The organism is Stenotrophomonas sp. MYb57 (genome assembly GCF_002966815.1).
GTDB lineage: Bacteria > Pseudomonadota > Gammaproteobacteria > Xanthomonadales > Xanthomonadaceae > Stenotrophomonas > Stenotrophomonas indicatrix.
The window spans coordinates 1,250,770-1,273,334 of the sequence record NZ_CP023271.1 but is presented as its reverse complement, the minus strand read 5'-3'; the positions used below and the strand labels follow the sequence as shown (position 1 = coordinate 1,273,334).

At 66.6% G+C, this 22,565-nt stretch carries 14 protein-coding genes; 9 read left to right on the top strand and 5 right to left on the bottom strand.

Going from position 1 to position 22,565, the window contains the following annotated elements:
• Positions 1-6: 6 nt before the first annotated feature.
• Positions 7-2,085 (bottom strand): S9 family peptidase, encoded by a 2,079-nt coding sequence (locus tag CLM74_RS05855; RefSeq protein WP_105163630.1) that lies wholly within the window; start codon positions 2,083-2,085, stop codon positions 7-9.
• A 234-nt stretch (positions 2,086-2,319) separates the two neighbouring features.
• Positions 2,320-4,284 carry an oligopeptide transporter, OPT family gene (locus CLM74_RS05850; RefSeq protein ID WP_025873881.1) on the bottom strand — a complete coding sequence of 655 codons (1,965 nt, stop codon included), beginning with the start codon at positions 4,282-4,284 and terminating at the stop codon, positions 2,320-2,322.
• Between the two features lie 276 nt (positions 4,285-4,560).
• Between CLM74_RS05850 and CLM74_RS05845 the strand changes: the two genes are divergently transcribed.
• From CLM74_RS05845 to CLM74_RS05830, 4 genes are all read left to right on the top strand, one after another.
• A complete protein-coding gene (locus CLM74_RS05845; protein ID WP_234003425.1) occupies positions 4,561-5,103 on the top strand; it encodes a hypothetical protein in 543 nt (180 codons plus the stop codon).
• A 92-nt stretch (positions 5,104-5,195) separates the two neighbouring features.
• Positions 5,196-6,341: a heparan-alpha-glucosaminide N-acetyltransferase domain-containing protein gene (locus CLM74_RS05840; protein ID WP_105163629.1), complete on the top strand. Its 1,146-nt coding sequence runs from the start codon at positions 5,196-5,198 to the stop codon at positions 6,339-6,341.
• Between the two features lie 97 nt (positions 6,342-6,438).
• Entirely contained in the window at positions 6,439-8,193 is a 1,755-nt protein-coding gene (locus CLM74_RS05835; protein ID WP_033830614.1) for an oligopeptide:H+ symporter, read from the top strand.
• Positions 8,194-8,327: 134 nt separating this feature from the next.
• Positions 8,328-10,970, top strand: coding sequence for a hypothetical protein (locus CLM74_RS05830; RefSeq protein WP_105163628.1), 2,643 nt, complete (start codon positions 8,328-8,330; stop codon positions 10,968-10,970).
• A gap of 41 nt (positions 10,971-11,011) precedes the next feature.
• On the opposite strand, the gene CLM74_RS05825 is transcribed toward CLM74_RS05830, so the two are convergent.
• The 3 genes from CLM74_RS05825 to CLM74_RS05815 form a co-directional block, all read right to left on the bottom strand.
• Positions 11,012-12,997 carry a prolyl oligopeptidase family serine peptidase gene (locus tag CLM74_RS05825; protein ID WP_105164943.1) on the bottom strand — a complete coding sequence of 662 codons (1,986 nt, stop codon included), beginning with the start codon at positions 12,995-12,997 and terminating at the stop codon, positions 11,012-11,014.
• A 60-nt stretch (positions 12,998-13,057) separates the two neighbouring features.
• Positions 13,058-15,043 carry a S9 family peptidase gene (locus CLM74_RS05820; RefSeq protein ID WP_105163627.1) on the bottom strand — a complete coding sequence of 662 codons (1,986 nt, stop codon included), beginning with the start codon at positions 15,041-15,043 and terminating at the stop codon, positions 13,058-13,060.
• Between the two features lie 166 nt (positions 15,044-15,209).
• Positions 15,210-15,845, bottom strand: a complete 636-nt coding sequence (locus tag CLM74_RS05815) for a LysE family transporter (protein WP_025873889.1) — start codon at positions 15,843-15,845, stop codon at positions 15,210-15,212.
• 140 nt (positions 15,846-15,985) lie between these two features.
• On the opposite strand from CLM74_RS05815, the gene CLM74_RS05810 reads away from it, so the two are divergent.
• From CLM74_RS05810 to CLM74_RS05790, 5 genes are all read left to right on the top strand, one after another.
• Positions 15,986-16,891 (top strand): LysR family transcriptional regulator ArgP, encoded by a 906-nt coding sequence (locus CLM74_RS05810; RefSeq protein ID WP_025873890.1) that lies wholly within the window; start codon positions 15,986-15,988, stop codon positions 16,889-16,891.
• A 102-nt stretch (positions 16,892-16,993) separates the two neighbouring features.
• A complete protein-coding gene (locus CLM74_RS05805) occupies positions 16,994-17,578 on the top strand; it encodes a hypothetical protein (RefSeq protein ID WP_025873891.1) in 585 nt (194 codons plus the stop codon).
• A gap of 79 nt (positions 17,579-17,657) precedes the next feature.
• Positions 17,658-18,104: a GNAT family N-acetyltransferase gene (locus CLM74_RS05800; protein ID WP_025873892.1), complete on the top strand. Its 447-nt coding sequence runs from the start codon at positions 17,658-17,660 to the stop codon at positions 18,102-18,104.
• A gap of 194 nt (positions 18,105-18,298) precedes the next feature.
• On the top strand, positions 18,299-19,996 hold the full coding sequence (mqo, locus tag CLM74_RS05795) for a malate dehydrogenase (quinone) (RefSeq protein WP_099783216.1): 1,698 nt from the start codon (positions 18,299-18,301) through the stop codon (positions 19,994-19,996).
• A 357-nt stretch (positions 19,997-20,353) separates the two neighbouring features.
• On the top strand, positions 20,354-22,546 hold the full coding sequence (locus CLM74_RS05790) for a TonB-dependent siderophore receptor (RefSeq protein ID WP_105163626.1): 2,193 nt from the start codon (positions 20,354-20,356) through the stop codon (positions 22,544-22,546).
• The last annotated feature ends 19 nt before the right edge of the window (positions 22,547-22,565 follow it).

Sequence of the window (22,565 nt, the reverse complement as noted above, 5' to 3'; positions counted from 1 at the left end):
TATCGCTTACTCGCCGATGTGCTGCTTCAGCCAGGCGTTGACGGTGTCATGCCAGAGGATGCTGTTGTTCGGCTTCAGCACCCAGTGGTTCTCGTCCGGGAAGTACAGGAACTTCGACTCGATGCCCTGGCGCTGGGCCGCGGTGAATGCAGCCAGGCCCTGCTCGACCGGAATGCGGAAGTCCTGCTGGCCGTGGATCACCAGGATCGGCTTCTTCCAGTCAGCCACGTGGTTGACCGGGTTGAACTTCTCGTAGTTCGCTGCCTTCTGGTACGGGGTACCGCCCTGCTCCCACTCGGTGAACCACAGTTCTTCGGTGGCATAGCCCATCATGCGCTGGTCGAACACACCGTCATGGTTGACCAGGCACTTGAACGGGCTGTTCCAGTTGCCGGCGATCCAGTTGACCATGAAACCGCCGTAGCTGGCACCCAGTGCGCAGGCCTTGTCACCGTTGAGGAAGTCGTACTTCTTCAGCGCCGCGCTCCAGCCCTTCTGCAGGTCTTCCAGCGGACGGTCACCCCAGTGCTGGCTGATCGCATCGGTGAAGGCCTGGCCGTAACCGGTGGAGCCGTGGAAGTCGATCATCACCACAGCGTAGCCCTGGCCTGCGTACGTCTGCGGGTTCCAGCGGTAGCTCCAGCCATTGCCGAAGCTGCCCTGCGGGCCGCCATGGATCAGGAACGCAACCGGGTAGGACTTGCCTTCCTGGTAGTTGTGCGGCTTGACCACATAGCCGTGCACGGTGTCGTTGTTCCAGCCCTTGAACTCGAACTGCTCGTAGTCGCCGAAGCTCACATCCTTCAGCACTTCGCCAGCGGCCGGGGTCAGCGCGCGCAGCGCGCCGATCGGCTCACCTGCGGCAGGCAGCAGGCCGACCAGCACCTGGTCGTTGCTCTTCAGGCTGTTGCGGGTGATGGCCACGCTGTTGCCGGCCACGTCGACGGCGGTGACGCTGCCATCGCCGATCAGCTTGGTGGCCTTGCCGCTGGCCACGTCGATCTGGAACAGCGGGTGCTCGCCAAGGTCGTCGGCGGTGGTGTAGATGCTGGCGCCGTCTGCAGACAGAGCGATGCCGCCGGCCGAACGGTCCCACTGCGGCGCGATCTCGCGCGTCTTGCCGCTGGCCAGGTCCATCGCCATCAGGCCGAAGCGGTCCGCCTCGAAGCCTGGGCGCTTCATCGCGCGGTAGAACAGGGTCTTGCCGTCGGCGCTGAACACCGGGCCGGCATCCCAGGCCGGGTTGGACGCGGTCAGGTTGACCGGCGCCTGCTTGCCGGCGGCATCGAAGCGGTACAGGTCGAAGTTGGTCGACCACGGCTCCTGCTTGCCGGCCACGCGGATGCTGGCGACCACGCTGCTGCCATCCGGCGACCAGGCGAAATCGTCATTGCCACCGAACGGCTTGGACGGAGCGTCGCCGTCGATGGTCGCGCTCAGCGCCGAAGCGCCCTTGACCGCACCGGCCTTGGCTGCCGGCAACGGGGCGACGAACAGGGTGTTGCGGCGGCCGTCGTTCCAGGTATCCCAGTGGCGCACGAACAGCGAATCGAAGACCTTGCCGCTGGCCTTGGCGCCTTCCACGTCCTTCAGCTTCTTTTCGGTGCAGGCCAGGTCCGAGGCACAGGCCTGGAACACGCCGGCGCTGAACAGCATGCGGTCGTCCTGCGGCGACACGTGGTAGCTGTCCACGTCCACCGGGAAGTCGGTCAGCTGGCGCGGGGCGCCGCCACTGATCGGCTGTGCGTACAGCTGCTGGCTGCCGTTCCTGGCGCTGAGGAAGTACACGGTCTGGCCATCGGCCGACAGCGATGCAGAGTTGACGTTCCAGCCAGCCGGCGTGATCTGCTTCGGCGGTGCCGCGTCGCGGGTGCGCAGGTTGCGCGCGAACAGTGCGGTGCTGGCCTTGAGGTTGGCATCGGTGCTGCGCTTGGCGAACACCACGGTGCCGCCGTCGGCGGTCAATACCGGCGCGGAGACGCGGTCCATGGCCACCATGTCGCGGACTTCCAGGCCACGGGCAGCGGCGACGCTGGGCAGGGCAGCCAGCAGGCTCAGTGGCAGCAGGGCATGACGCAGTTTCATCGGGGTCTCCGCAGGACGGCAAAAAACCGATGGTAGGCCTGCGCGGCCGGGCCTGCCAAGGCCATCGGTCATGGCCGTGGCTGAGCTGCCGCCAGAAAAAGCAAACCGCGCCGTAGCGCGGTTTGTCGGAGGTCGGGGTCGGATCCGATTCCATGGGAATCGGCTCTGACCCCAGACGCTGCCAGCATGGGGTCAGAGCCCTTCCCTGCGGGAAGGGATCCGACCCCGTGGGCGTCATGCCACGGCGCGCTTGCCGGTGCGGTAGATCAGCCAGCCGACCAGGAACAGCACGGCCAGGCCGATCCACTGCGCGGCCGGCAGGTGGAACGGCACGGCCAGCACGTCGGCACGGCTGCTGACCACGATCGGCACGGCGATGGCGATACCCATCAGCGCCTCGCCGGTGATCAGGCCGGCAGCGAACAGCACGCCCGGCTTGTGCACGCGGTCGCGGCCCTCTTCGTCATCGGCGCGCACCTTGTGGAAGCGCTCGACCAGGTAGGAGATCAGGCCACCGAGGAAGATCGGCACCATCAGTTCCAGCGGCAGGTAGATGCCGATCGCCGCGGCCAGCACCGGCACGCGGAAACGCGAGTTGCGCGACTTCAGCCAGCTGTCGAACGCGATGATGGCGGCACCGACCACGGCACCGATGCCGATGAAGGTCCACGGCAGCTCGCCACCGAACAGGCCCTTGGCCACCGAGGCCATCAGGTTGGCCTGCGGTGCGGCCAGCGCATTCGGGTGCAGCTCGGACTTGACGCCGATGCCGTAGGCGGTGGCCAGCAGGTTCAGCACCGGGGCCATGATCAGCGCGCACGAGAACGCGCCGATGCCCAGCATCAACTGCTGCTTCCACGGGGTGGCACCGACGATGTAGCCGGCCTTGAGGTCCTGCAGGTTGTCGCCACCGACGGCGGCGGCACAGCACACCACCGCGCCGATCATGATCGCGGCCACCGCACCCAGCGGCGCACCGAAGGCACCGACCGGCTGCAGGCCATCCTTGCCCAGCAGCAGCACCAGCACCGCCGAAGCGAACAGGATGGTGGAGATGGTGATGCCCGAGACCGGGTTGTTGGACGAACCGATCAGGCCGGCCAGGTAGGCCGACACCGAAACGAACAGGAAGCCGGCGACGATCATGATGAGGGTCATCGGGATCGACACGTGCCACTGGCCGACGATGGCCTGGTACAGCGCCAGCAGCGGCAGGGTGAACACCACCAGCGCCACCAGCATCCACTTCATCGGCAGGTCGCGCTCGGTGTGCGCCAGCACCGGGCCACCGCTCTTGCGCGCGGCCGCAAAGCCACTCTTGACGCCGTTGAGCAGCGACTTGCGCAGCGAGATCAGGGTCCAGATTCCGCCGATCAGCATCGCGCCGACACCGAGGTAGCGCATCTTCGCACCCCAGATGGCGAACGCCGCTTCGGTGGACGAGGCGGTGGCGATCGAGGCGGCCAGCGCCGGATCGGTGTTCATGAAGAACGCCTGGTAGATCGGGATGGCGATGTGCCAGGTCAGGATCGAGCCGGACACCACCACGATGCCGACGTTGAGGCCGACGATGTACCCCACGCCCAGCAGTGCGGGCGACAGGTTGGTGCCGATGAAGGCGGTGACCTTGGAGCTGCCGACATAGGCCGAGGTGGCCCAGGCGTCTGGGATCAGGCGCATGCCGCTTTCCGCGGCCAGCTTCACGAACGCACCGATCACCGCCGACAGGCCGAGGATCTTCAGGCCCGGGCCCGGGTTCTCACCGGCCTTGAGCACTTCGGCCGCAGCCTTGCCTTCCGGGAACGGAAGCGGATCTTCGACGATCATCGAACGGCGCAGCGGCACCGAGAACAGCACGCCCAGCAGGCCACCGAGACCGGCGATGCCCAGCACCCACCAGTACTTGAAGTCCGGCCAGTAGCCCATGATCACCAGCGCGGGGATGGTGAAGATCACACCGGCGGCGATCGACGAACCGGCCGAAGCGCCGGTCTGCACGATGTTGTTCTCAAGTATCGAACCGCCCCCCAGCAGGCGCAGCACGCCCATGGAAATGACCGCGGCGGGAATCGCGGTGGCGATGGTCAGGCCTGCGAACAGACCGAGGTAGGCGTTTGCGGCCGACAGCACCACCGCCAGCACGATGGCCAGGACCACCGCGCGGAAAGTGAGCTGCTTGGGCGCAGCGTCATGGTTCATGAAAGCCCCTGCTGGCAAAAAATCCCTGTCACGCTAGCGTTCAGGGGGCAGCAAGTCCAGTGCGGTTCGGGAGGGTTGCGGCGCGACGGCCAGTGGGATAGTTGCTTTTGGCCAAACTCGGCCAACGCATCAAGCGCATCAGGCACATTCCAGGGAGCTAGCGGGTCTCGCGGTTTCCTTGCCCTGCATGGGCCAGGCCAGCCGCCACCGCAGCGCTCCAGGCGACACAGTTTGAAGTGTCTCAACTGCCCATGCATCGTGTTCACGATCTGGAGCATGACGCTGAGCCGCCCTATGAACAATGCACTTCGGATCCGCCCGATCACATCGCCAGTCATGGCCATCGCGACCCTGTTCTGCCTGATGCCGCTTTGCGATCACGCATCTGCCTGGAGTCGCGTTGGCGCGATCGAGGTCACCGACCACGCTGGCAAACCCTGTTTCGGGCTTCCCAAGAAAGAGCGCAAGCGTATCGGTGAGACTCCGCAGGTGTTTGGTGTGGAGGTGTATGACGCGATTACTCCACCGCTGCGGCAGCAATGGTCTTTCGAGTTTGCCTATCCCGCGTCACTCCCGCTTCCACCCGGAGCCTGCGTGCTCTACGGAGAAGTACCAGCCAACGCCGTTGCAAGGCAAACGTCCATGCCGCTGAAGCCTGGACGCCTGTACGACGTCTCGATGTCGGCCACCAGGACCGGCGCCACCCAGTTCTACAGCGCCCGATTCTGCCTGAAGGCGAACGCCGACGGCAGCCTGCACGCGATCCAGGTCCGCTACGACGACGCTCTAGGCTGGAGTCCTGCGGTCTGCCTGCCCTGAGCCGACGCGCGCGCTCGCCGACACCGGTCAGCACGTGCTGGAAACAGTTTATTGTTATGTTATATCCTGTCACGCCATTGACCTGAGCGCCCGTGGCCCCTCTCTCCTCCCGGCTGGCCTCCATCGACCAGCTGCGCGGCACCGTGATGCTGCTGATGCTGCTCGACCACGTGCGCGAGACGTTCTTCCTGCAGCATCAGGTCGGCGATCCGATGGACGCGGCGACCGTGTCCCCTGCCCTGTTCGCCTGCCGCCTGCTGGCCCACCTGTGCGCGCCGGTGTTCGTGCTGCTGACCGGCCTGTCGGCCTGGCTGTACGGCCAGCGCCATGCCGATCCACGCCGTGCCATTGCGGCGTTCCTGCTCAAGCGCGGCCTGTTCCTGGTGGTGCTGGAACTGACCCTGGTCAACGTCGCCTGGACCTTCCAGTGGCCGCCGGAAACGGTGTACCTGCAGGTGATCTGGGCGATCGGCCTGAGCATGATCGCGCTGGCCGGCCTGCTGTGGCTGCCGCGGCCGCTGCTGGCCGTTCTGGCGGTGACGCTGGTGGTCGGCCACAACCTGCTGGACGGCGTACGGGTGCAGGGCGACGGCGCTCTGGCCGTGCTGTGGAAGGTTCTGCACCAGCGCGACTGGATCGAGGCTGGGCCGTTGAGCCTGCGTACCTCCTATCCCGTGCTGCCGTGGATCGGGGTGATCGCGCTGGGCTACCTGATGGCGCCGTGGTTCGCTGTCGGCAGCGACCCGCAGCAGCGCCGGCAGCGGCTGCTGTGGTCCGGGCTGGGCGCACTGGCCGCCTTCGCCCTGCTGCGCTTCGCCAACGGCTATGGCGACACGCCGTGGCAGTACCAGCAGACCACGCTGCGCACGTGGATGAGCGTGTTCAACATCACCAAGTACCCGCCCTCGCTGCAGTTCCTGCTGCTGACCCTGGGCGTGGGCCTGCTGCTGTTGCGGCTGTACGAGTGGCCGCCGCTGGCGCGTGCGCTGCGCCCGCTGGCCGATATCGGCGCAGCGCCGATGTTCTTCTATCTGCTGCACCTGTACGTGCTGAAGCTGCTGTACCTGGCGGCCCTGAAGACCTGGGGCCCGACCCACGGTTGCCTGTATGCACTGGACTCGGTGGCCGGCCTGTTGCTGGTGGCCTGCGCGCTGGCGGTGGTGCTCTACCCAGCGACGCGGGCGTTCGCGCGGTTCAAGGCGCGCCGACGCGACCTGGCCTGGCTGCGGTACCTGTGAACGGTAGCGCCGGGCCATGCCCGGCGTTGCGCAGGACCGCCGGGCATGGCCCGGTGCTACCCGGCGCGCGCCTGCAGCGCACGCCTATAATTCCGCGATGAATTCCACTGCTATCGCTTCCGACGACTTCCTCGGCCATCCCAAGGGCGTCTACGTCTGCTTCTTCACCGAAATGTGGGAGCGCTTCTCCTTCTACGGCATGAAGGCGCTGCTGCTGCTGTACCTCACCAAGTACCACCTGTTCGGCGACAAGGCCGGGCTGGACCTGCTCGGCGCCTACGGCGGGCTGGTGTACTGCATCCCGGTGTTCGGCGGCATGTTGGCCGACCGCTGGCTGGGCATGCGCCGGGCGGTGCTGTTCGGCGGCATCCTGCTGGTGCTCGGCCACCTCGGCATGGCCTTCGAGGGCCACGCCGCATACCGGGTCAACGGCGAAGTAGTGCGCGACACCTCGGCATTGGCCGTGACCTACCTGTCGCTGGCGCTGATCATCATGGGCGTCGGCTTCCTCAAGCCGAACATCTCCACCATCGTCGGCAAGCTCTACCCGCAGGACGATCCACGCCGCGATTCGGGCTTCTCGCTGTTCTATGCCGGCATCAACCTGGGCGCCCTGTTCTCTTCGCTGGTGTGCGGTTTCCTGGGCGAGGTCTACGGTTGGAAGTACGGCTTCGGTGCGGCCGGCATCGGCATGCTGGCCGGCCTGGCGATGTTCCTGTGGGGCCAGAAATACCTGCAGGGCCACGCCGAGCCGCCGCAACCGGCGACCTTGAAGCAGAAGGTGCTGGGCCTGCCGCGCGAATGGCTGATCTACCTGTGCGCGGTGATCGGCGTGCTGCCGGTGGCCTGGCTGATGTGGGCGGCCGGCAACGGTGCCTTCGCGCTTGGCGGTGAAATCAGCCTGGCACTGATGCTGATGCTGGTGGTGCTGGGCGGCGTGCTGGTCTGGTTCGCCTGGTTCACCGGCACCCAGTGCACGCCGGTGCAGCGCCAGCAGATGGTCGCGCTGATGGTGCTGATCTTCATGGCGCTGGTGTTCTTCACGATGTACGAGCAGTCGTATGGTTCGTGGGTGACCTTCACCGACCGCCTGCTGACCAAGGACATCGTGCCGGCGCTGGTGATCCGCGAAGGCTCACCGCTTCCGTGGTCGATCCTCTCGCTGCTGCTGGCACCGCTGGGCTTCGTGGTCAGCGCGCGCCTGTCCGAGCGTCGCCCCGGCTCGTCCGCGCCGCGCACGTTCTTCATCGCCATCGTTGCGCTGATGCTGGTGCTGCTGGTGCGCGACTGCCTGGTGATCCCGCAGACCGCCGGTTCGCTGACCTACCTCGGCGGCCTGTTCCTGGTGCTGCTGGCGCCGGCCTTCGCCGCGTTGTGGACCTGGATGGACCGCCGTGGCTGGGAGCCGGGCAAGCCGGTGAAGTCGGCCTGGGGGCTGGTGATCGGTGCGTTGTCGTTCGTACCGCTGGCGCTCGCCGCGCAGCACGTTGGTGCCACCGGCGAGATGGCCAGCGTGTGGTGGCTGGTGCTGGCCTACTTCCTGCTGGCCAGCGGCGAGATGTGCCTGTCGCCGGTCGGCCTGTCGGCGGTCACCCAGCTGGCGGTGCCACGGGTGATGAGCCTGATGATGGGCACCTGGTTCCTGGCGACCGCCTTCTCCGAAACGCTGGCCGCGCTGTTCGGCAAGCTGGCGGCGATCGACGTACCTGAAGGCGAAACGCTGGACATGGCCGCTGCGGCCGGCGCCTATGCGCACCTGTTCTGGCTGCTGATGTGGATCGGCCTGGGCTGCGCGTTGCTGGCCTTCATCGCTGCGCCGCTGTTGAAGCGGATGATGCATGGGGTGAAATAGGACCAATAGCGTCATCACCCAGCGTCAATCACTATTGCTACGACGGAAGCGACAGCACTTTCGTACAAATTGCATGTGCGGCAGGCGAAGGGGGAGGCAGGATGCGCCCTCCCTCGACTCCCCCTCCTCCCCACATGCGCTCTTCCCCTCTGGCCCGCACCCCGCTGGCCCTGCTGATCTCGACCTGTCTGCTCGCCCCGGTTCCGGCCATGGCGGACAGCACGTCCGACACCTGCAAGGACACCGACCAGGTTCATTGCACTTCCGACACCGGCATTTCCGGCTGGTGGTGGGGCGGCCTGGCGGCCGTGGGCCTGGGTGCTGCGGCAGCCGGTGGCAGTGGCGGTGGCGGTGGCGGCAGTGAGGGTGGCAGCGGTGGCGGGGGCACGGCGCCGCCCGGCCAGGAAGGCGGCCAGTTCGGCAACAACCAGATGCTGTCGGCTGCAGGCACCCAGGTGAACTGGCATCAGCCGGTCACCACCCGTATCGCCGGGCGCGCCCGCAACGAGGGGCAACTGCAGTTGCTGGCAGGCACGCTGCACCTCGTAGGCGAAGGCGAACTGCGCAATACCGGCAGCCTGACCGTCGGAAACACCAGCACCCTGCGCATCGATGGCGATGCGGACCTGGACAACCATGGCGCGCTGCGCATCGAGGGCGCTCTCGAGCTCGCCGGCGATGGAAGCCTGGAGAACTTCAGCCGGGCCGACTTCATCGGCGCGCGCGTGCAGGCAGCAGGTGAAGCCGAGATCGACAACAACAGTGTCCTGCACGTACAGGGGGGCCAATGGTCTTTCACACAGGATTCGGACCTGGACAACGGCCGCAATGGCGTGCTCGATATCAGTGGCACCAGCTTCGCCCTGCGCGACCGTGCCGAAGTGGAGAATGAAGGCCGCATCCTGGCGCGCGACCTGGCCGCCGGCAGTGCGCTGTTCGATGCAGTGACCGGTGCGTGGGGTACCGATCGCGATGCGATCGATGTGCTCGACAACCGCGGCTATATCCAGCTCGACGGCGACCATGGCAGCGTGCTTCGCCTGGTGGCGGACAGCCAAGCCAGCCATGCCGTCAACCGCAACGGCGCCAGCATCCAGAGTTCGGCACGCAACAGTGCCCTGCTGCACGCCGAAGGCGCGTACGCCACCTTGTTCAACCAGGGCACATTGACCGTCACCGGCGATGGCGCGGTGGCGATGCGCGGCGCGCGTGGCGCCACCCTTGTCAACGATGGCGTGATCAATCTGGGCACGGCCACCGACAACCAGGGCCGCGGCATGGTGGCCATGCAGTCCGATGGCAGCGCAACGCTGAACAACCGGCGCGGCGGCGTGATCAACATCCATGCCGCCGATTCGTTCGCCTTCCAGATCGCCGCAGGCGGCAGCGGGCGGCTGATCAACAATGGCGTGGTGAACGTGTACGGCCAGCGCAGTGGCCTGCATGCCGATGCTGATACGGCCGCCGCCGACCGCCCGGGCGATGATCTTGGCTGGCAGGCGCCCCGCGGCATCGGTGGTTACACGGTCGGTACCAACGCCGATGGCAGCACCGGCCGGCTGATGTTGCATGACGGTGGACAGCTGCAGGACGTTGCAGTGGATACCGGCTTCACCCGCGGCACCGATGCCTCGCACATCGTACTGCACGATGTGGTCAGCGGCGCCGAAGGCGGCGAGCAGAACATCCGCAGCACCAGCGTGGTCTGGCACGCGCACGCCGAACGCGATGCGCAGGGCAACGTGGATGTGACCATGCAGCGCCGAAACTACCGTGAGCTGGCCGGCGATGACCAGCAGCAGATCGCCTCGGCGCTGGAGAACGCATACCGCAACCACGCGCTTTTCCACAGCCTGGAAGTGGCCGATCAGCACACCTTCCAGAACGCGCTGCAGCAGCTGTCCGGTGCCAGTCTGGTAGGCAGTGCGCTGCGAGTGGCCAGCAACGCCGATGCGCTGTGGTCGCAGTTGGCGGCCCAACCGGCTGGGCAATCGCGTGCGTTGGCCTTTGGCGGCGGCAAGGCCAACGCGCACGGCGTGCGCGGCGATGGCGGCGCGATGCAGGTGGCGCTGCAACTGCGTAGCGGCCGGATCCTGCAGTTGGCCACGGCGGCACTGTCGGGTGACCTGTCCGCAGGCGGCGGGCAGGATCGGCTGCACTCGCAGTTCGCCGGCATCGGTCTGGCCCAGCAGTGGGGAGCGCTGCAGCTGCGCCACCAGCTTGGCCATGAGCAACACCAGTTGCAGGGTCAGCGCCAGCTCGACTGGGGCCAGACCCGCGAGACCGCGCACAGCCAGCGCCGCATCGGCAGGACGATGCTGGCCACCACGCTCGACATGACGTCTGCACTGGGCAAGGTGCAGTGGCAACCGCGCATCAAGGCCAGCGCCTTCGACCAGCGTGAAGGCGCCTTCCACGAACAGCACGCCAACGGCTTCGGCTTGGCGGTGGCCGCTGGCCGCCTGCAGGGCGTGCAGCTGGAAGTGGGCAGCGCGTTCCAGCGCTCGCTCGGCGCGCAGTGGCACCTTCAGGCCGACGTGGCAGCCAGCCGACCGATGGCACTGCGCGAGCAGGCGCGCTCTGCGCACCTGCTGGGCGCATCGGGCAATACCTTCACCCTGCCCGGCGTACGCCGCAGCGGCGTCGACCACAGGCTGCAGCTGGGCCTGAACTACCAGGCATCGAACCTGGGCTTCGGCGCGCAGCTGTCCAGCCTGCGCCAGTGGGGTGAAAGCGATGTCCGCGCTGACCTTCAGTTCGGCTACCGCTTCCGCTGAAGTACTGGGCGACGGGCGCCTATGCACCCGTCGCCGTCAGCTCAAGGCGCCTTGTCCTTGTCGGAAGACGTCGCGGCGGCAGCCGTGCTACCGCCCAGGCTGCGTGACAGGAAGGCAAGCAATCGGCTGTAGTAGTCGCGCTGGTTGGCCTCGGCGTACAGGCCATGGCCCTCGCGCGGGTAATACAGCGCTTCCACGGGCACGCCGGCCTGTTTCAATGCCGCTTCCATGCGTTCGGTGTGCTGCACCGGGGCACGCAGATCTTCGCGACCAGCGGCCAGCAGCACGGGCACCTTGATGCTCGCCGCAAGATTCACCGGCGACACCGCCGCCAGCGTGGCCGGATCACCCAGCCACTCCTGCAGATAGGTCACGCCGGAGGCGCGATCCTGGATGTCGCCGCGTTTGAACATCAACGGCAGGTCGTACACCCCCACATAGCCTGCCGCGCAGCGGTACAGCCCCGGCTCGCGCACAGCGCCCATCATGGCCGAGTACGCACCGTAGCTGGCACCGTAGATGCAGATGCGTGCGCTGTCGGCGATGCCTTGGCTGATCGCCCAGCGGGTGGCGTCGGTCACATCGTCCTGCATCGCGCGGCCCCATTGCCGGGCAGCGGCCTGGGTATGTGCACGGCCGTAGTTGCCCGAGCCGCGGAAGTTGACCTGCAGCACCGCGTAGCCGGCGTCGGCCAGCAACTGGTTCTCGCGCTCGAAACCACCGTCATCGAACACGCCGATCGGGCCACCATGCGGGACCACCACCATCGGCAGGTTGTGGCCATCACTGCCCCTGGGTAGGGTAAGGAAGCCATGCAGCGGCAGGCCGTCCCGTGCGGCCAGGGTGACCGGGCGAACGCTGGCACCGCCGTCACGATCGAACCAGCGATGGCGGCTGGTGAGGAACGCGGCGTTGCGGGTGGCGGTGGTGTACAGGAAATAGTCGCCGGGATTGGTCGCAGAGCTCACCTTCACCAGCAGGCGCGCGTTGTCGCGGGTACCGGTGAGCAGGCTCACGACCTGCCCGGGAAACGCCTTTTCAAGCCTGCGCTGGGTGCTGGCGGTCGGCGACTGCTCATCAAAAAAGGCGGTGCGCGTGACGGCGCCGACGAACTGGATACCCACCGGCACGCGCGTGCCGGGCTGGTAGACCACGCGGGTGGGGTCGACGGTGTCGTCCTGCAGCAGCGTACGCCGTTCTCCGCTGACCGGATCCCAGCTGACCACCGTATCGGGGCCGCGGGCCTGCTCCACCACCAGGTAGGCCAGCCGATTATCGGCGGAGAAGCCGATCGGGCGTTCGATGCGATGGCTGCTGCCTTCGTCGTTGACCAGGGCCCACTGATCGCGGTCCTGGCGATAGTAGAGCTTGTTGACGTTGTCGGCGGCGGCACCGTGGGCGAAGCGCAGTTCGCCTTGATTGTCGGTGGTGAACGTTGCGCGCTGCACCGGCGAGCGCGAGACCAGGACGCGGCGCCCGGTGATGACATCCATCCGTTCCAACCGCGTATTGGTGTCGTTGGCAAATGGCCACAGCGAGATCAACACGTTGCGCTCGTCGGCAGCCAGCGGATCGGCCAGGAATGCAGCCACCTGCTCGGCCACCCGTCCGGTCACGAAGCCGGGCTCGTCCGGGCGCGCACGGTAACCGACCAGCAGATCACCGCGCTTGCCATTGGCATCGATGGCATACAGTTCGCCGGTCGGCCGTGGCTGGTCCAGTGGCCCCCATTTCTCGGCCAGGCCGATGAGCAGGCGGGTGTCACTCACCCAGTCGACCTCGGCGGCGTGATTGTTGCGTGGCGGCCGGAAATTGCCGACCAGTTCCATCGTGTCGGTACGCAGCACCGCCACGGCAGTTGCGCCGTCCAGTGGCAAGGTCATGGCCAGGTACTCGCCGGTGGGCGAGAGCTGGATGTCATTGAACTCCGCGCGACGTACGTAGCCGTCCAGCGAAACCTCCGCAGCCTCCGCCCCACCCACGCCGCAGATGGCCATCAATGCGGCCAGCACCGTTGCATGTTTCATGACGTTCTCCTTGAAGCCGGGCATCCCCCTGCCCGGCACCGGGTCCGCGGCTCGCCTGCCTTACGGCGCCTTGTCCGCGCCTGCGCTCGCGCTGGTGCTGGCGGTGTTACCGCCAAGGCTGCGTGACAGGAAGGCCAGCAGCCTGCTGTAGTACTCGCGCTGGTGCTCAGGCCGGTGGAAACCGTGCCCTTCGGTGCGGTAGTACAGGCTCTCCACCGGTGAGCCGGCCGCCTTCAGCGCTGCTTCCATGCGCTCGGTGTGCTTGATCGGCGCACGCGTGTCTTCGCCGCCAGCGGCCAGGAACACCGGCACTTTCAGCTGCGCGGCCAGGTTCACCGGCGAACGGGCTCCCAGGGTCTTCGGATCGCCTACCCATTCGCGCTGCCAGGCGATGGCCGAATCGCTCAACTGTGCCTCACCACTGAACATCAGCGGCAGGTCGTACACACCGACGTAGCCGGCCGCGCACTGGTACAGTCCGGGTTCGCGGATCGGCCCCATCATCGCGGCATACGCACCGTAGCTGGCCCCATAGATGCAGATGCGGTTGCTGTCGGCGATGCCCTCTGCGATGGCCCAGCGGGTGGCGTCGGTCACATCGTCCTGCATGGCCGCGCCCCACTGCTTCGCACCCGCCTGGGTGAACGCGCGGCCATAGTTGGCCGAACCACGGAAGTTGACCTGCAACACGGCATACCCTGCTGCTGCCAGCATCTGCGGCTCGTTGCTGTAGCTGCCCTCATCGAATACGCCGATGGGGCCACCGTGCGGCAGCACCACCAACGGCAGATTGCGCCCTTCGCTGCCCGGCGGCAGGGTCAGGAAGCCGTGCAGCGGCAGTCCGTCGCGCGCCTTCAGCGAGAACGGACGCACGGTGGCGGCCAGTTTCGGGTCGATCCATTCGCTGCGGCTGAGCAGATGCTCGGCCGCCTTTGCGCGGGTGTCGAACAGGTAGAAATCCCCGGGATTGCTGCCCGACCACGTCTGCACCACCACCTTGCCGCCATCGCGGGTACTGGAGGTGATGAACACCGGGCCGCCGAACGCCGCTTCAAGGCTGCGGTACTGACGGGCATCGGCCCCCTTCTCATCGAAGAACCGCGTACGCGGTGCATCGCCGGCAAACAGCGCGCCCACCGGCACGCGGGTGCCCGGGCGGAAGATGATCGCGTAGGGATCGACCACGCCATCGCGCAGCACCTCGCGCCGTTGGCCGGTCTGAGGGTTCCAGCTGACGATGGCATCGGGCCCGGTGGGCTGCTCGACCTGCAGATAGGCCAGCGCGCCATCTTCGGAGAAGCCGATTGCGGTTTCTATCCGGTGGCTCAGCGACTCGTCATTGACCAGCGACCACTGCGCATTGGTCCCGGCGCGGTAGTAGAGCTTGTTGACGTTGTCCGACGCTGCGCCGTGGGCGAAGCGCACTTCACCCTGATGATCGGTAGTGAAATCGGCACGCTGCACGGGTGAACCGGAAACGCGCACGCGACGCCCACTGACCACGTCAAGCCGCTCGACCCGGGTGTAGGGGTCCTCGGCGAAGGGCCATACCGCGATCAGCACATTCCGGTCGTCGCCCGCCAGTTCGTCGGTGAGGAAGGCCGCGACGTCCTCCACCTTCTTCGGCTGGATGCGCGTGCCCAACCCGCGCCCCTGCACGCGGTAGCCGACCAGCAGTTCCCCGCCCTTGCCATCAACGTTGACCCCATAAAGTTCACCGGTGGGCTGCGGCGTATCGAGTACTCCAAGCTTCTCGGCCAGGCCGACCAGCAGGCGCTCGTTGCTCACCCATTCAAAGGTGTTGGCGTGGTTCTTGTCCTGCGGGCGGAACACGCCGGCAGGCTTGCGGTCGGACGTGCGCAGGATGACCAGCGCGGTGGAATCGTCCAGCGGTACGGTGCCGGCAACGTAGTCGCCGCCGGGCGAGAGCTTGACGTTCGAAAACGACTCCGCTTTCAGGTACTTCTCCAGGTCCACCCCGCCGGTACCCGCCGACGTCCCGCCCACCACCGCGCACAACAGCGCGGCAAGTACAGTCCTGCGCATCCTTCCCCCTTCCTGCCCGGACACCCTGTCCAGATTCGCCGATTCTAGGCAGGCAAGCGGCCGCGCCGCCAGTGGGCAGAAAAAACGACGGCACCGTTGCCGGTGCCGTCGTTGCCACTACCTTGGAGAGAGAGTAAGGACGTGGGTTCGGGGGGCGTGCGCCGGGTCAATGGACCCCGCGCACCGCCAGAGTGAGGGCCAGGATGCTGAGGATCACCGCGATGGTGCCGTCCAGCACGCGCCAGGTGCTGGGCTTGGTGAACAGCGGCGCAAGCAGGCGCGCGCCCAGGCCCTGCGCGGTCAGCCACAGGCAGCTGGCGGTGACCACGCCGGCCGCGAAGGCCATGCGCGCATTGCCGAAGTTCTCGGCGATGGAGCCGATCACCATCATGTCCAGCCAGAAGTGCGGGTTGATCAGCGAGAAGCCGACTGCCGCCATCAGCACCGCACGACGGCTGCCGTCATCGCTGTCGGCTTCGCCCATGCCACCGCCACCGGCGATCGCACGGCGTGCCGACTTCATCGCATACCAGGCCAGGAAGGCCACACCGGTCCAGAGGACGGCGGTGGTCAGCCACGGCAGCGCGGTGGTGAGCGTGCGCAGGCCGGCCACGCTGGCGAAGATGAAGATTGCATCGATGGCCGCGCAGGTGGCGACAACCGGCACGATGTGCTTGCGCAGGATGCCCTGGCGCAGGATGAAGGCGCTCTGGGCGCCGACCACGGCAAACAGGCCGATGCCGGTAGCCGCACCACTGAACCAGGCACCAAGGCCGGTGCTGGCGGAGATGACCGAGAACATGGGATTCACTACCTTGTCTTGCTTGGGGGGAGCGGTGCCTCGCGAAGGCGGACAGCACCGGAACGGGCGCCATTGTCGCGCCGCAACATAGAAAAGACGAGCTAAACTTACTAAACCAACATTAGCGGAGCTTAATCGCCATGCGCATCGACCATGCCCAGCTGCGGGCCCTGGCTGCGGTGATCCGCGAAGGCAGCTTCGACCGTGCCGCGCAGTCGCTCAACGTCACCCCCTCGGCCATCTCGCAGCGGGTCAAGGCACTGGAAGACCGCATCGGCCGCCTGCTGGTCAAGCGCGGCACGCCTGCGACCGCGACTGCCGAGGGCCAGTTGCTGGTGCAGCTGGCCGAGCAGACCGCCCTGCTGGAGCACGACGCGCTGCACCGGATGGGCTTGGCCGACGAGGACCTGCCGCAGGCCAGCATCCCCGTAGCGGTGAACCACGACAGCCTGGAGACCTGGTTCCCACAGGCCGCCCAGCAGTTCGCGCAGGGCACCGGCACCACCCTGGACCTGCGGGTGGAGGACCAGGACCACACCGTCGAACTGCTGCGCCAGGGCACCGTGCTGGGGGCCGTGACCACCCTGGACGAGCCGGTGCAGGGTTGCCAGATCCACGCGCTGGGCAGCATCCGCTACGCCGCCACCTGTACGCCGGAGTTCCGCGAGCAGCACTTCGCCAAGGGCGTGACCGCACAGGCGCTGGCGCAGGCACCGGTGCTGGTGTTCAACCGCAAGGACGACATGCAGTCGCGCTTTGCCCGGCGCATGGCCGGCGCCGACCTGCCCAGCACCGCGCCGACGTGGTGGATTCCTTCCACCCGCGCCTTCGTGCAGGCCAATCTGGGCGGGCTGGGCTGGACGATGAACCCGCTGCCGCTGGTCAAGCGCCATCTGGACGCCGGGCGCCTGGTCTACGTGCGACAGCGCGCGTGGGAAGACGTGCCGCTGTACTGGCAGCACTGGAAAGGCGACGTGCAGACGATGGCGCTGCTGACCCGGGCAGTGCTGGACGCCGCCTCGGCACTGGTGCAGCGCAGGCGCTGAAGAGGGGACGGAGAGGATCAAGTCGCTTGTGCTACAAACGCCTTGATCCCCTCCGCCCCCTTTTCATGCAAGCATCGGTGCAACCGACGAGGGGGCTGACCGATGGAAACCGAACCGGTATTCCTGCATATCCGCGTGGTGATGGGGATCATCCTCGGCCTGTCCATCACCACCCTGCTGAAGGGGCTGGCGCAGATCATCGAACACCCGCAGCGGCGTGGCTGTTCGGCGCTGCACCTGTGCTGGGTGGTGTGGACGCTGGTATCGCTGGTGACCTTCTGGTGGTGGGAGTTCCGCCTGGTTGAGGTACACCGTTGGACGTTTGAAATCTATCTGTTCGTGATCACCTACTGCGCGACCTGGTTCCTGCTGTGCGCGCTGCTGTTTCCCGAAGACCTGCGCGAGTACGGCAGTTACGGCAACTACCTGATGCAGCGTCGACGCTGGATCTTCGGGGTGGTCGCGATATTGACCCTTCTGGATCTTGTGGATACCGCGATCAAAGGGGGAAGCCGATGGCGGCTGCTGGGCGAGGCCTACCCCCTGCATACGGTGCTGATGCTCATCGTCGCCGCACTCGGCTGGCATCTGCGCAGCACGCGCGCGCAACTGGGGCTGGCCGCAGCGACGCTGGCCTATCAACTGGGCTACTTCGCGGCGGAGTACTTCACCATCGGCAGTGAGTGAGGAGCGCCGCCGGTCTCCATCCAATCTCCATAGGCGTCGGCCACAATCGCCCGGTTCCATTCGACCGCAGGTTTCCCAGATGACGATCCACTACCGCAATGCCCGTCCCGATGACGCCGCCGCCTGCATCGACCTGCGCGGGCGTACCCGCGAGAACGCCTTCAGTGCAGCGCAACTGGCCGAGCTGGGCATCACCGAAGAGAGCTGGGCCGCAGGTATCGCCGATGGCGATTCGATTGGCCGCGTCGCCTGGGAGGGCCAACGGATGGCCGGCTACTGCTTTGCCGACCGCGAAAGCGGCGAGGTGCTGGTGCTGGCGCTGCTGCCGGAATTCGAGAAGCGTGGCATCGGCCGGCAACTGCTGCAGGAGGTGGTCAGCCTGAGCCGCGATGCCGGCCACAGCCGCCTGTTCCTGGCCTGCTCAGCCGACCCGCACTCGCGTTCCCATGGCTTCTACCGGCACCTGGGCTGGAAGGCGACCGGCGAGATCGATGAGGCCGGTGACGAGATCCTTGAGCTGGCGTGATCGAGGGGCATCGCCGGGCGTGGCCCGGCGCTACCGGGTGAGGGTGCCACGAGCCGTCGGATGCTGCGTTGCATCAAAATCGGACCGGATGCGGTTAAAATTGCCACAGGAATGCTGCAAGGCGTTGTTTCTTCACGCTCTTTCCCTGTTTCTTGCGCATCCTGACCCCCTTCCCCGCCAACGATCCCGCCCCCATGAAGAAATTTGGCAAGGCCCTGCTCGCCCTGCTCGTGCTGCTGTTGCTGGTGGCCGCGCTGTTCCTGTACTGGCCGCTGACCCAGCGCTCGGTGCCCGCCGCGAACAACGACAAGCCCGTCGATGTCGTGCTGGTCGGCGCCGGCATCATGAGCATCACCCTGGCCACCTACCTGCAGGAACTGCAGCCGGACTGGAACATCCAGGTCTATGAGCGTCTCGACGGCGTCGCCGGTGAAAGCTCGGACGGCTGGAACAACGCCGGCACCGGCCACTCGGCATTCGCCGAACTGAACTACACCCCGGAACTGCCCGATGGCAGCATCGAGACCAAGCGCGCGGTCGGCATCGCCGAATCGTTCGAAGTCTCGCGCCAGTTCTGGTCGCACCAGGTGAAGGAAGGGCGGCTGAGCCAGCCCAGCGACTTCATCAACCCGACCCCGCACATGAGCTTCGTCTGGGGCGATGACAACATCGCCTACCTGCACAAGCGCCAGCAGGCGCTGGTGAAGAACCCGCTGTTCTACGGCATGCAGTACTCCGAGGACCCGGCGCAGATCAAGCAGTGGGCACCGCTGCTGATGGAAGGCCGCGACCCGAAGCAGAAGGTTGCCGCAACGTGGATGCCGCTGGGCACCGACGTCAACTTCGGCGTCATCACCCGCCAGCTGACCGCCGGCCTGCAGCACAGCCCGAACTTCGGCCTGCACCTCAACCACGAGGTCAGCGCACTGCGGCAGAACGCGGACAAGAGCTGGAACGTGACGGTGAAGGACCTCAAGGCCGGCACCGAATCGACCACCCACGCCCGCTTCGTGTTCATCGGTGCCGGTGGCGCGGCGCTGAAGCTGCTGCAGATGTCGGGCATCCCGGAATCGAAGGACTACGCCGGCTTCCCGGTGGGCGGCCAGTTCCTCGCCTTCCAGGGCCAGGACGTGACCTCGCGGCACGGCGTGAAGGCCTATGGCATGGCCGAGACCGGTTCGCCGCCGATGTCGGTGCCGCACCTGGATGCGCGCAAGCTGGATGGCAAGCCGGTGGTCCTGTTCGGGCCGTTCGCGCTGTACAGCACCAAGTTCCTCAAGCACGGCTCGTGGTGGGACCTGTATTCGTCGGTCAACCACAACAACGTCGGCCCGATGCTGGAAGTGGGCAAGGACAACCTGGACCTGGTGCAGTACCTGATGGGCCAGGCGCGCCTGAACGATGCCGATCGCCAGGCCGAACTGGTCAAGTACTTCCCCAATGCCAAGCCGGGCGACTGGAAGCTGGTCACCGCCGGCCAGCGCGTGCAGATCATCAAGCGTGATCCGCTGAAGGGCGCGGTGCTGCAGTTCGGTACCGAGATCGTGACCGACAAGGACCACACCCTCGCTGCGCTGCTGGGTGCCTCGCCGGGCGCTTCGACCTCGCCGCCGATCATGCTGGACCTGATGGCCAAGGCCTTCCCGGAACAGATGAAGGCCGGTTGGGAAGCCCGCCTGCGCGAGATCGTTCCCTCGTACGGCCGCAAGCTCAACGAAAGTGCCGCGCTGACCAACGAGATCCGCACGTTGACCAGCCAGACCCTGCACCTGCCCTACCTGGAGGTTCCGGTGGAAGCAGGTACGACGCCTGCACTGGCACCGACGGCCGCGCCGGCGCCGGCCCCGGCCAAGGAAAAGCGCAACGCCAACGAAGAGCTGCAGGCGCTGTAAGCCTGCGCTTGGCGGATGCCTGCGGACGGCCACCTTCGGGTGGCCGTCTGCGTTTGCGGGCGGCGACGGGGCGGATCCCTCCCGCACGGGAGGGCTCTGACCCGTTCCGGGAGACCCCTCGCAGGGTCAGAGCCCAGTGCCTGCGGCAATGGGATCCGACCCCGCCCTGACGCTTGCTGCGCGCCTGAAAGCCCCTGCACAATGACGCGAATTGTAATGTTGTTAAGAATTATTTACATTTGCATCCTGCGCAGTGACCGCGCCCCTCCCAGATGGACCTGACGTGCCCGAAGCCGCCGCCCCGGGTGCTGGACGACTGTTGCCGCCCCTTCCCCGCCTCTACGCTTCGAGCCCGCCATGACCCAGATTTTCCCCAGCCGCCTGCCCCGCCGTGCGCTGCTGCCCGCCGCCCTGCTGTCCTGCCTCACCCTGGCTGCGCCGTCGGCATTGGCCGAGGTCGCTGCCGACGCCTCCGATGCCAAGACCCTGGACCGGGTGAGCGTGCGCGCCGAGCAGTCCGCGCCGCCATCGAGCACCACCCGCCTGCCGATCACCCTGCAGGAAACGCCGCAGTCGTCCACGGTGATCGGCCTGCAGCGCCTGCAGGACGAATCGCTGTTCAGCCTCAACGACGTGATGCGCAATGTCACCGGCGTCAGCGTGTCCTTCTATGACACCCAGCGCCCGCTGTACTACGCGCGTGGTTTTGCCATCACCGATTTCCAGGTGGATGGCATTCCCACCTACAGCGGCTCGACCAACCAGGAATACGACACCGCCTTCTATGACCGGGTGGAAGTGATCCGCGGCGCCAACGGCCTGCTCAGCGGCGCGGGTGTGCCGTCGGCCACGGTGAACCTGCTGCGCAAGCGCCCGGGCAAGGAGTTCGACGCTTCGTTCTCGGTCAGTGCCGGCAGCTGGGACTACCGCCGCATGGAAGCGGACGTGACCGCACCACTGACCGCCGACGGCCGCTTCCGCAGCCGCGTGGTCGCCGCCTACACCGATCGCGATTTCTATTACGACCGCTACAAAGAGAACAAGATGGCCGGCATGGCCGTGCTGGAAGGCGATGTGACCGACAGCACCACGGTGACCGTCGGCTACCAGACCCAGGACAACAACCCGGTGGGCTCGACCTGGGGCACCGTGCCGTTCTTCGACAGCCAGGGCAACTTCGCCCATCTGCCGCGCTCGACCAACCTGGCACCGAAGTGGAGCTACTGGCAGCGCGAGACCAGCACGGTGTTCGCCAACCTGGAGCAGCGCTTCGGTGACAACTGGCTGCTGAAGATCAACACCGCCTACACGCGTGGCAACGTGCAGAACATGCGCCTGTACGGCACCGGCAATCCCGACCCGGTGACCGGCGCGGGCATCTACCTGCGCACCGCCGCCGGCGATTCGGAAGACACCCGCCGCAACGTCGACGCCTACCTGACCGGCACCTTCAACCTGTGGGGCCAGCAGCACGACGTGACCGTGGGCGCGCAGTGGGCCGACCTGGAAGGCACCACCAACACGCTGGCGCTGAACTATCCGCGCGACTGGGCTCGTTGCGGCAGCGAGCGCTGCTACTACATTCCCAACGTGCACACCTGGGATGGCGACATCTCCGAAGTGACCTACACCCTCACCGGCGCACGCCGCGTGGCCAAGACCACGCAGAGCGGCTTCTACCTGGCCACCCGCCTGCGCCTGGCCGATCCGCTGGCGCTGATCGCCGGCGCACGCCTGAGCCGCTGGCAGACCCAGACCCGCGCCTACAACGCGGCCGGTGCCTACACCGCCACCAGCGGCGCGTACAAGGTGAGCGATGAAATCACCCCGTACGTGGGCCTGGTGTATGACATCACCCCGAACGTGGCGGCCTATGCCAGCTACACCGAGATCTTCAACCCGCAGAACTACAAGGACCGCAACGAGAACCTGCTGGCGCCGGTGCAGGGCTCCAACCTGGAAGCGGGCCTGAAGACGCAGTGGTTCGACGGCCGTTTGACCGCCAACGCGGCGGTGTTCGAAGCCAAGCAGGACAACTACGCGGTGCGTGACATGAGCGTGCCGGAAGGCTCACTCAGCGACGGCAGCTCGGCCTACATCGGCGTCAACGGCACCAAGGCGCGCGGCTGGGAAGTGGACGTCAACGGCGAGATCCTGCCGGGCTGGACAGTCAATGCCGGCTATACCCACGTCAAGGTGACCCGCGCGGCCACCGACCTGCTGTACGCCAATCCGGCCGAAAACCTGCTGCAGCTCAACACCCAGCTGCAGCTGCGCGGCGCGCTGGAACGCCTGAGCATAGGCGGTGGCGTGCAGTGGCAGAGCAAGGTGCAGGGCTACAACATCCCCTACCCGCTCGGCGGCACGGTGACGGTGAACCAGCCGGCGTATGCGCTGGTGCAGTTCAACGCCAACTACCGCATCAGCGACAACTGGACGGCGACGCTGAGCGTGCGCAACGCGCTGGACAAGACCTACTGGGCCAACCTGGACTACAACAACTACGGCGAACCGCGCTTCGTAGCGGCCAGCCTGCGCTGGAAGTTCTGAGCAACCCGGGAACGGTGGG

Excerpts from the sequence above, each read along its gene's own strand:
- CLM74_RS05855 (WP_105163630.1), bottom strand. The coding sequence starts at position 2,085 with ATGAAACTGCGTCATGCCCTGCTGCCACTGAGCCTGCTGGCTGCCCTG.
- CLM74_RS05850 (WP_025873881.1), bottom strand. The coding sequence starts at position 4,284 with ATGAACCATGACGCTGCGCCCAAGCAGCTCACTTTCCGCGCGGTGGTC.
- CLM74_RS05845 (WP_234003425.1), top strand. The coding sequence starts at position 4,561 with ATGACGCTGAGCCGCCCTATGAACAATGCACTTCGGATCCGCCCGATC.
- CLM74_RS05835 (WP_033830614.1), top strand. The coding sequence starts at position 6,439 with ATGAATTCCACTGCTATCGCTTCCGACGACTTCCTCGGCCATCCCAAG.
- CLM74_RS05830 (WP_105163628.1), top strand. The coding sequence starts at position 8,328 with ATGCGCTCTTCCCCTCTGGCCCGCACCCCGCTGGCCCTGCTGATCTCG.
- CLM74_RS05825 (WP_105164943.1), bottom strand. The coding sequence starts at position 12,997 with ATGAAACATGCAACGGTGCTGGCCGCATTGATGGCCATCTGCGGCGTG.
- CLM74_RS05820 (WP_105163627.1), bottom strand. The coding sequence starts at position 15,043 with ATGCGCAGGACTGTACTTGCCGCGCTGTTGTGCGCGGTGGTGGGCGGG.
- CLM74_RS05815 (WP_025873889.1), bottom strand. The coding sequence starts at position 15,845 with ATGTTCTCGGTCATCTCCGCCAGCACCGGCCTTGGTGCCTGGTTCAGT.
- CLM74_RS05810 (WP_025873890.1), top strand. The coding sequence starts at position 15,986 with ATGCGCATCGACCATGCCCAGCTGCGGGCCCTGGCTGCGGTGATCCGC.
- CLM74_RS05805 (WP_025873891.1), top strand. The coding sequence starts at position 16,994 with ATGGAAACCGAACCGGTATTCCTGCATATCCGCGTGGTGATGGGGATC.
- CLM74_RS05800 (WP_025873892.1), top strand. The coding sequence starts at position 17,658 with ATGACGATCCACTACCGCAATGCCCGTCCCGATGACGCCGCCGCCTGC.
- mqo (WP_099783216.1), top strand. The coding sequence starts at position 18,299 with ATGAAGAAATTTGGCAAGGCCCTGCTCGCCCTGCTCGTGCTGCTGTTG.
- CLM74_RS05790 (WP_105163626.1), top strand. The coding sequence starts at position 20,354 with ATGACCCAGATTTTCCCCAGCCGCCTGCCCCGCCGTGCGCTGCTGCCC.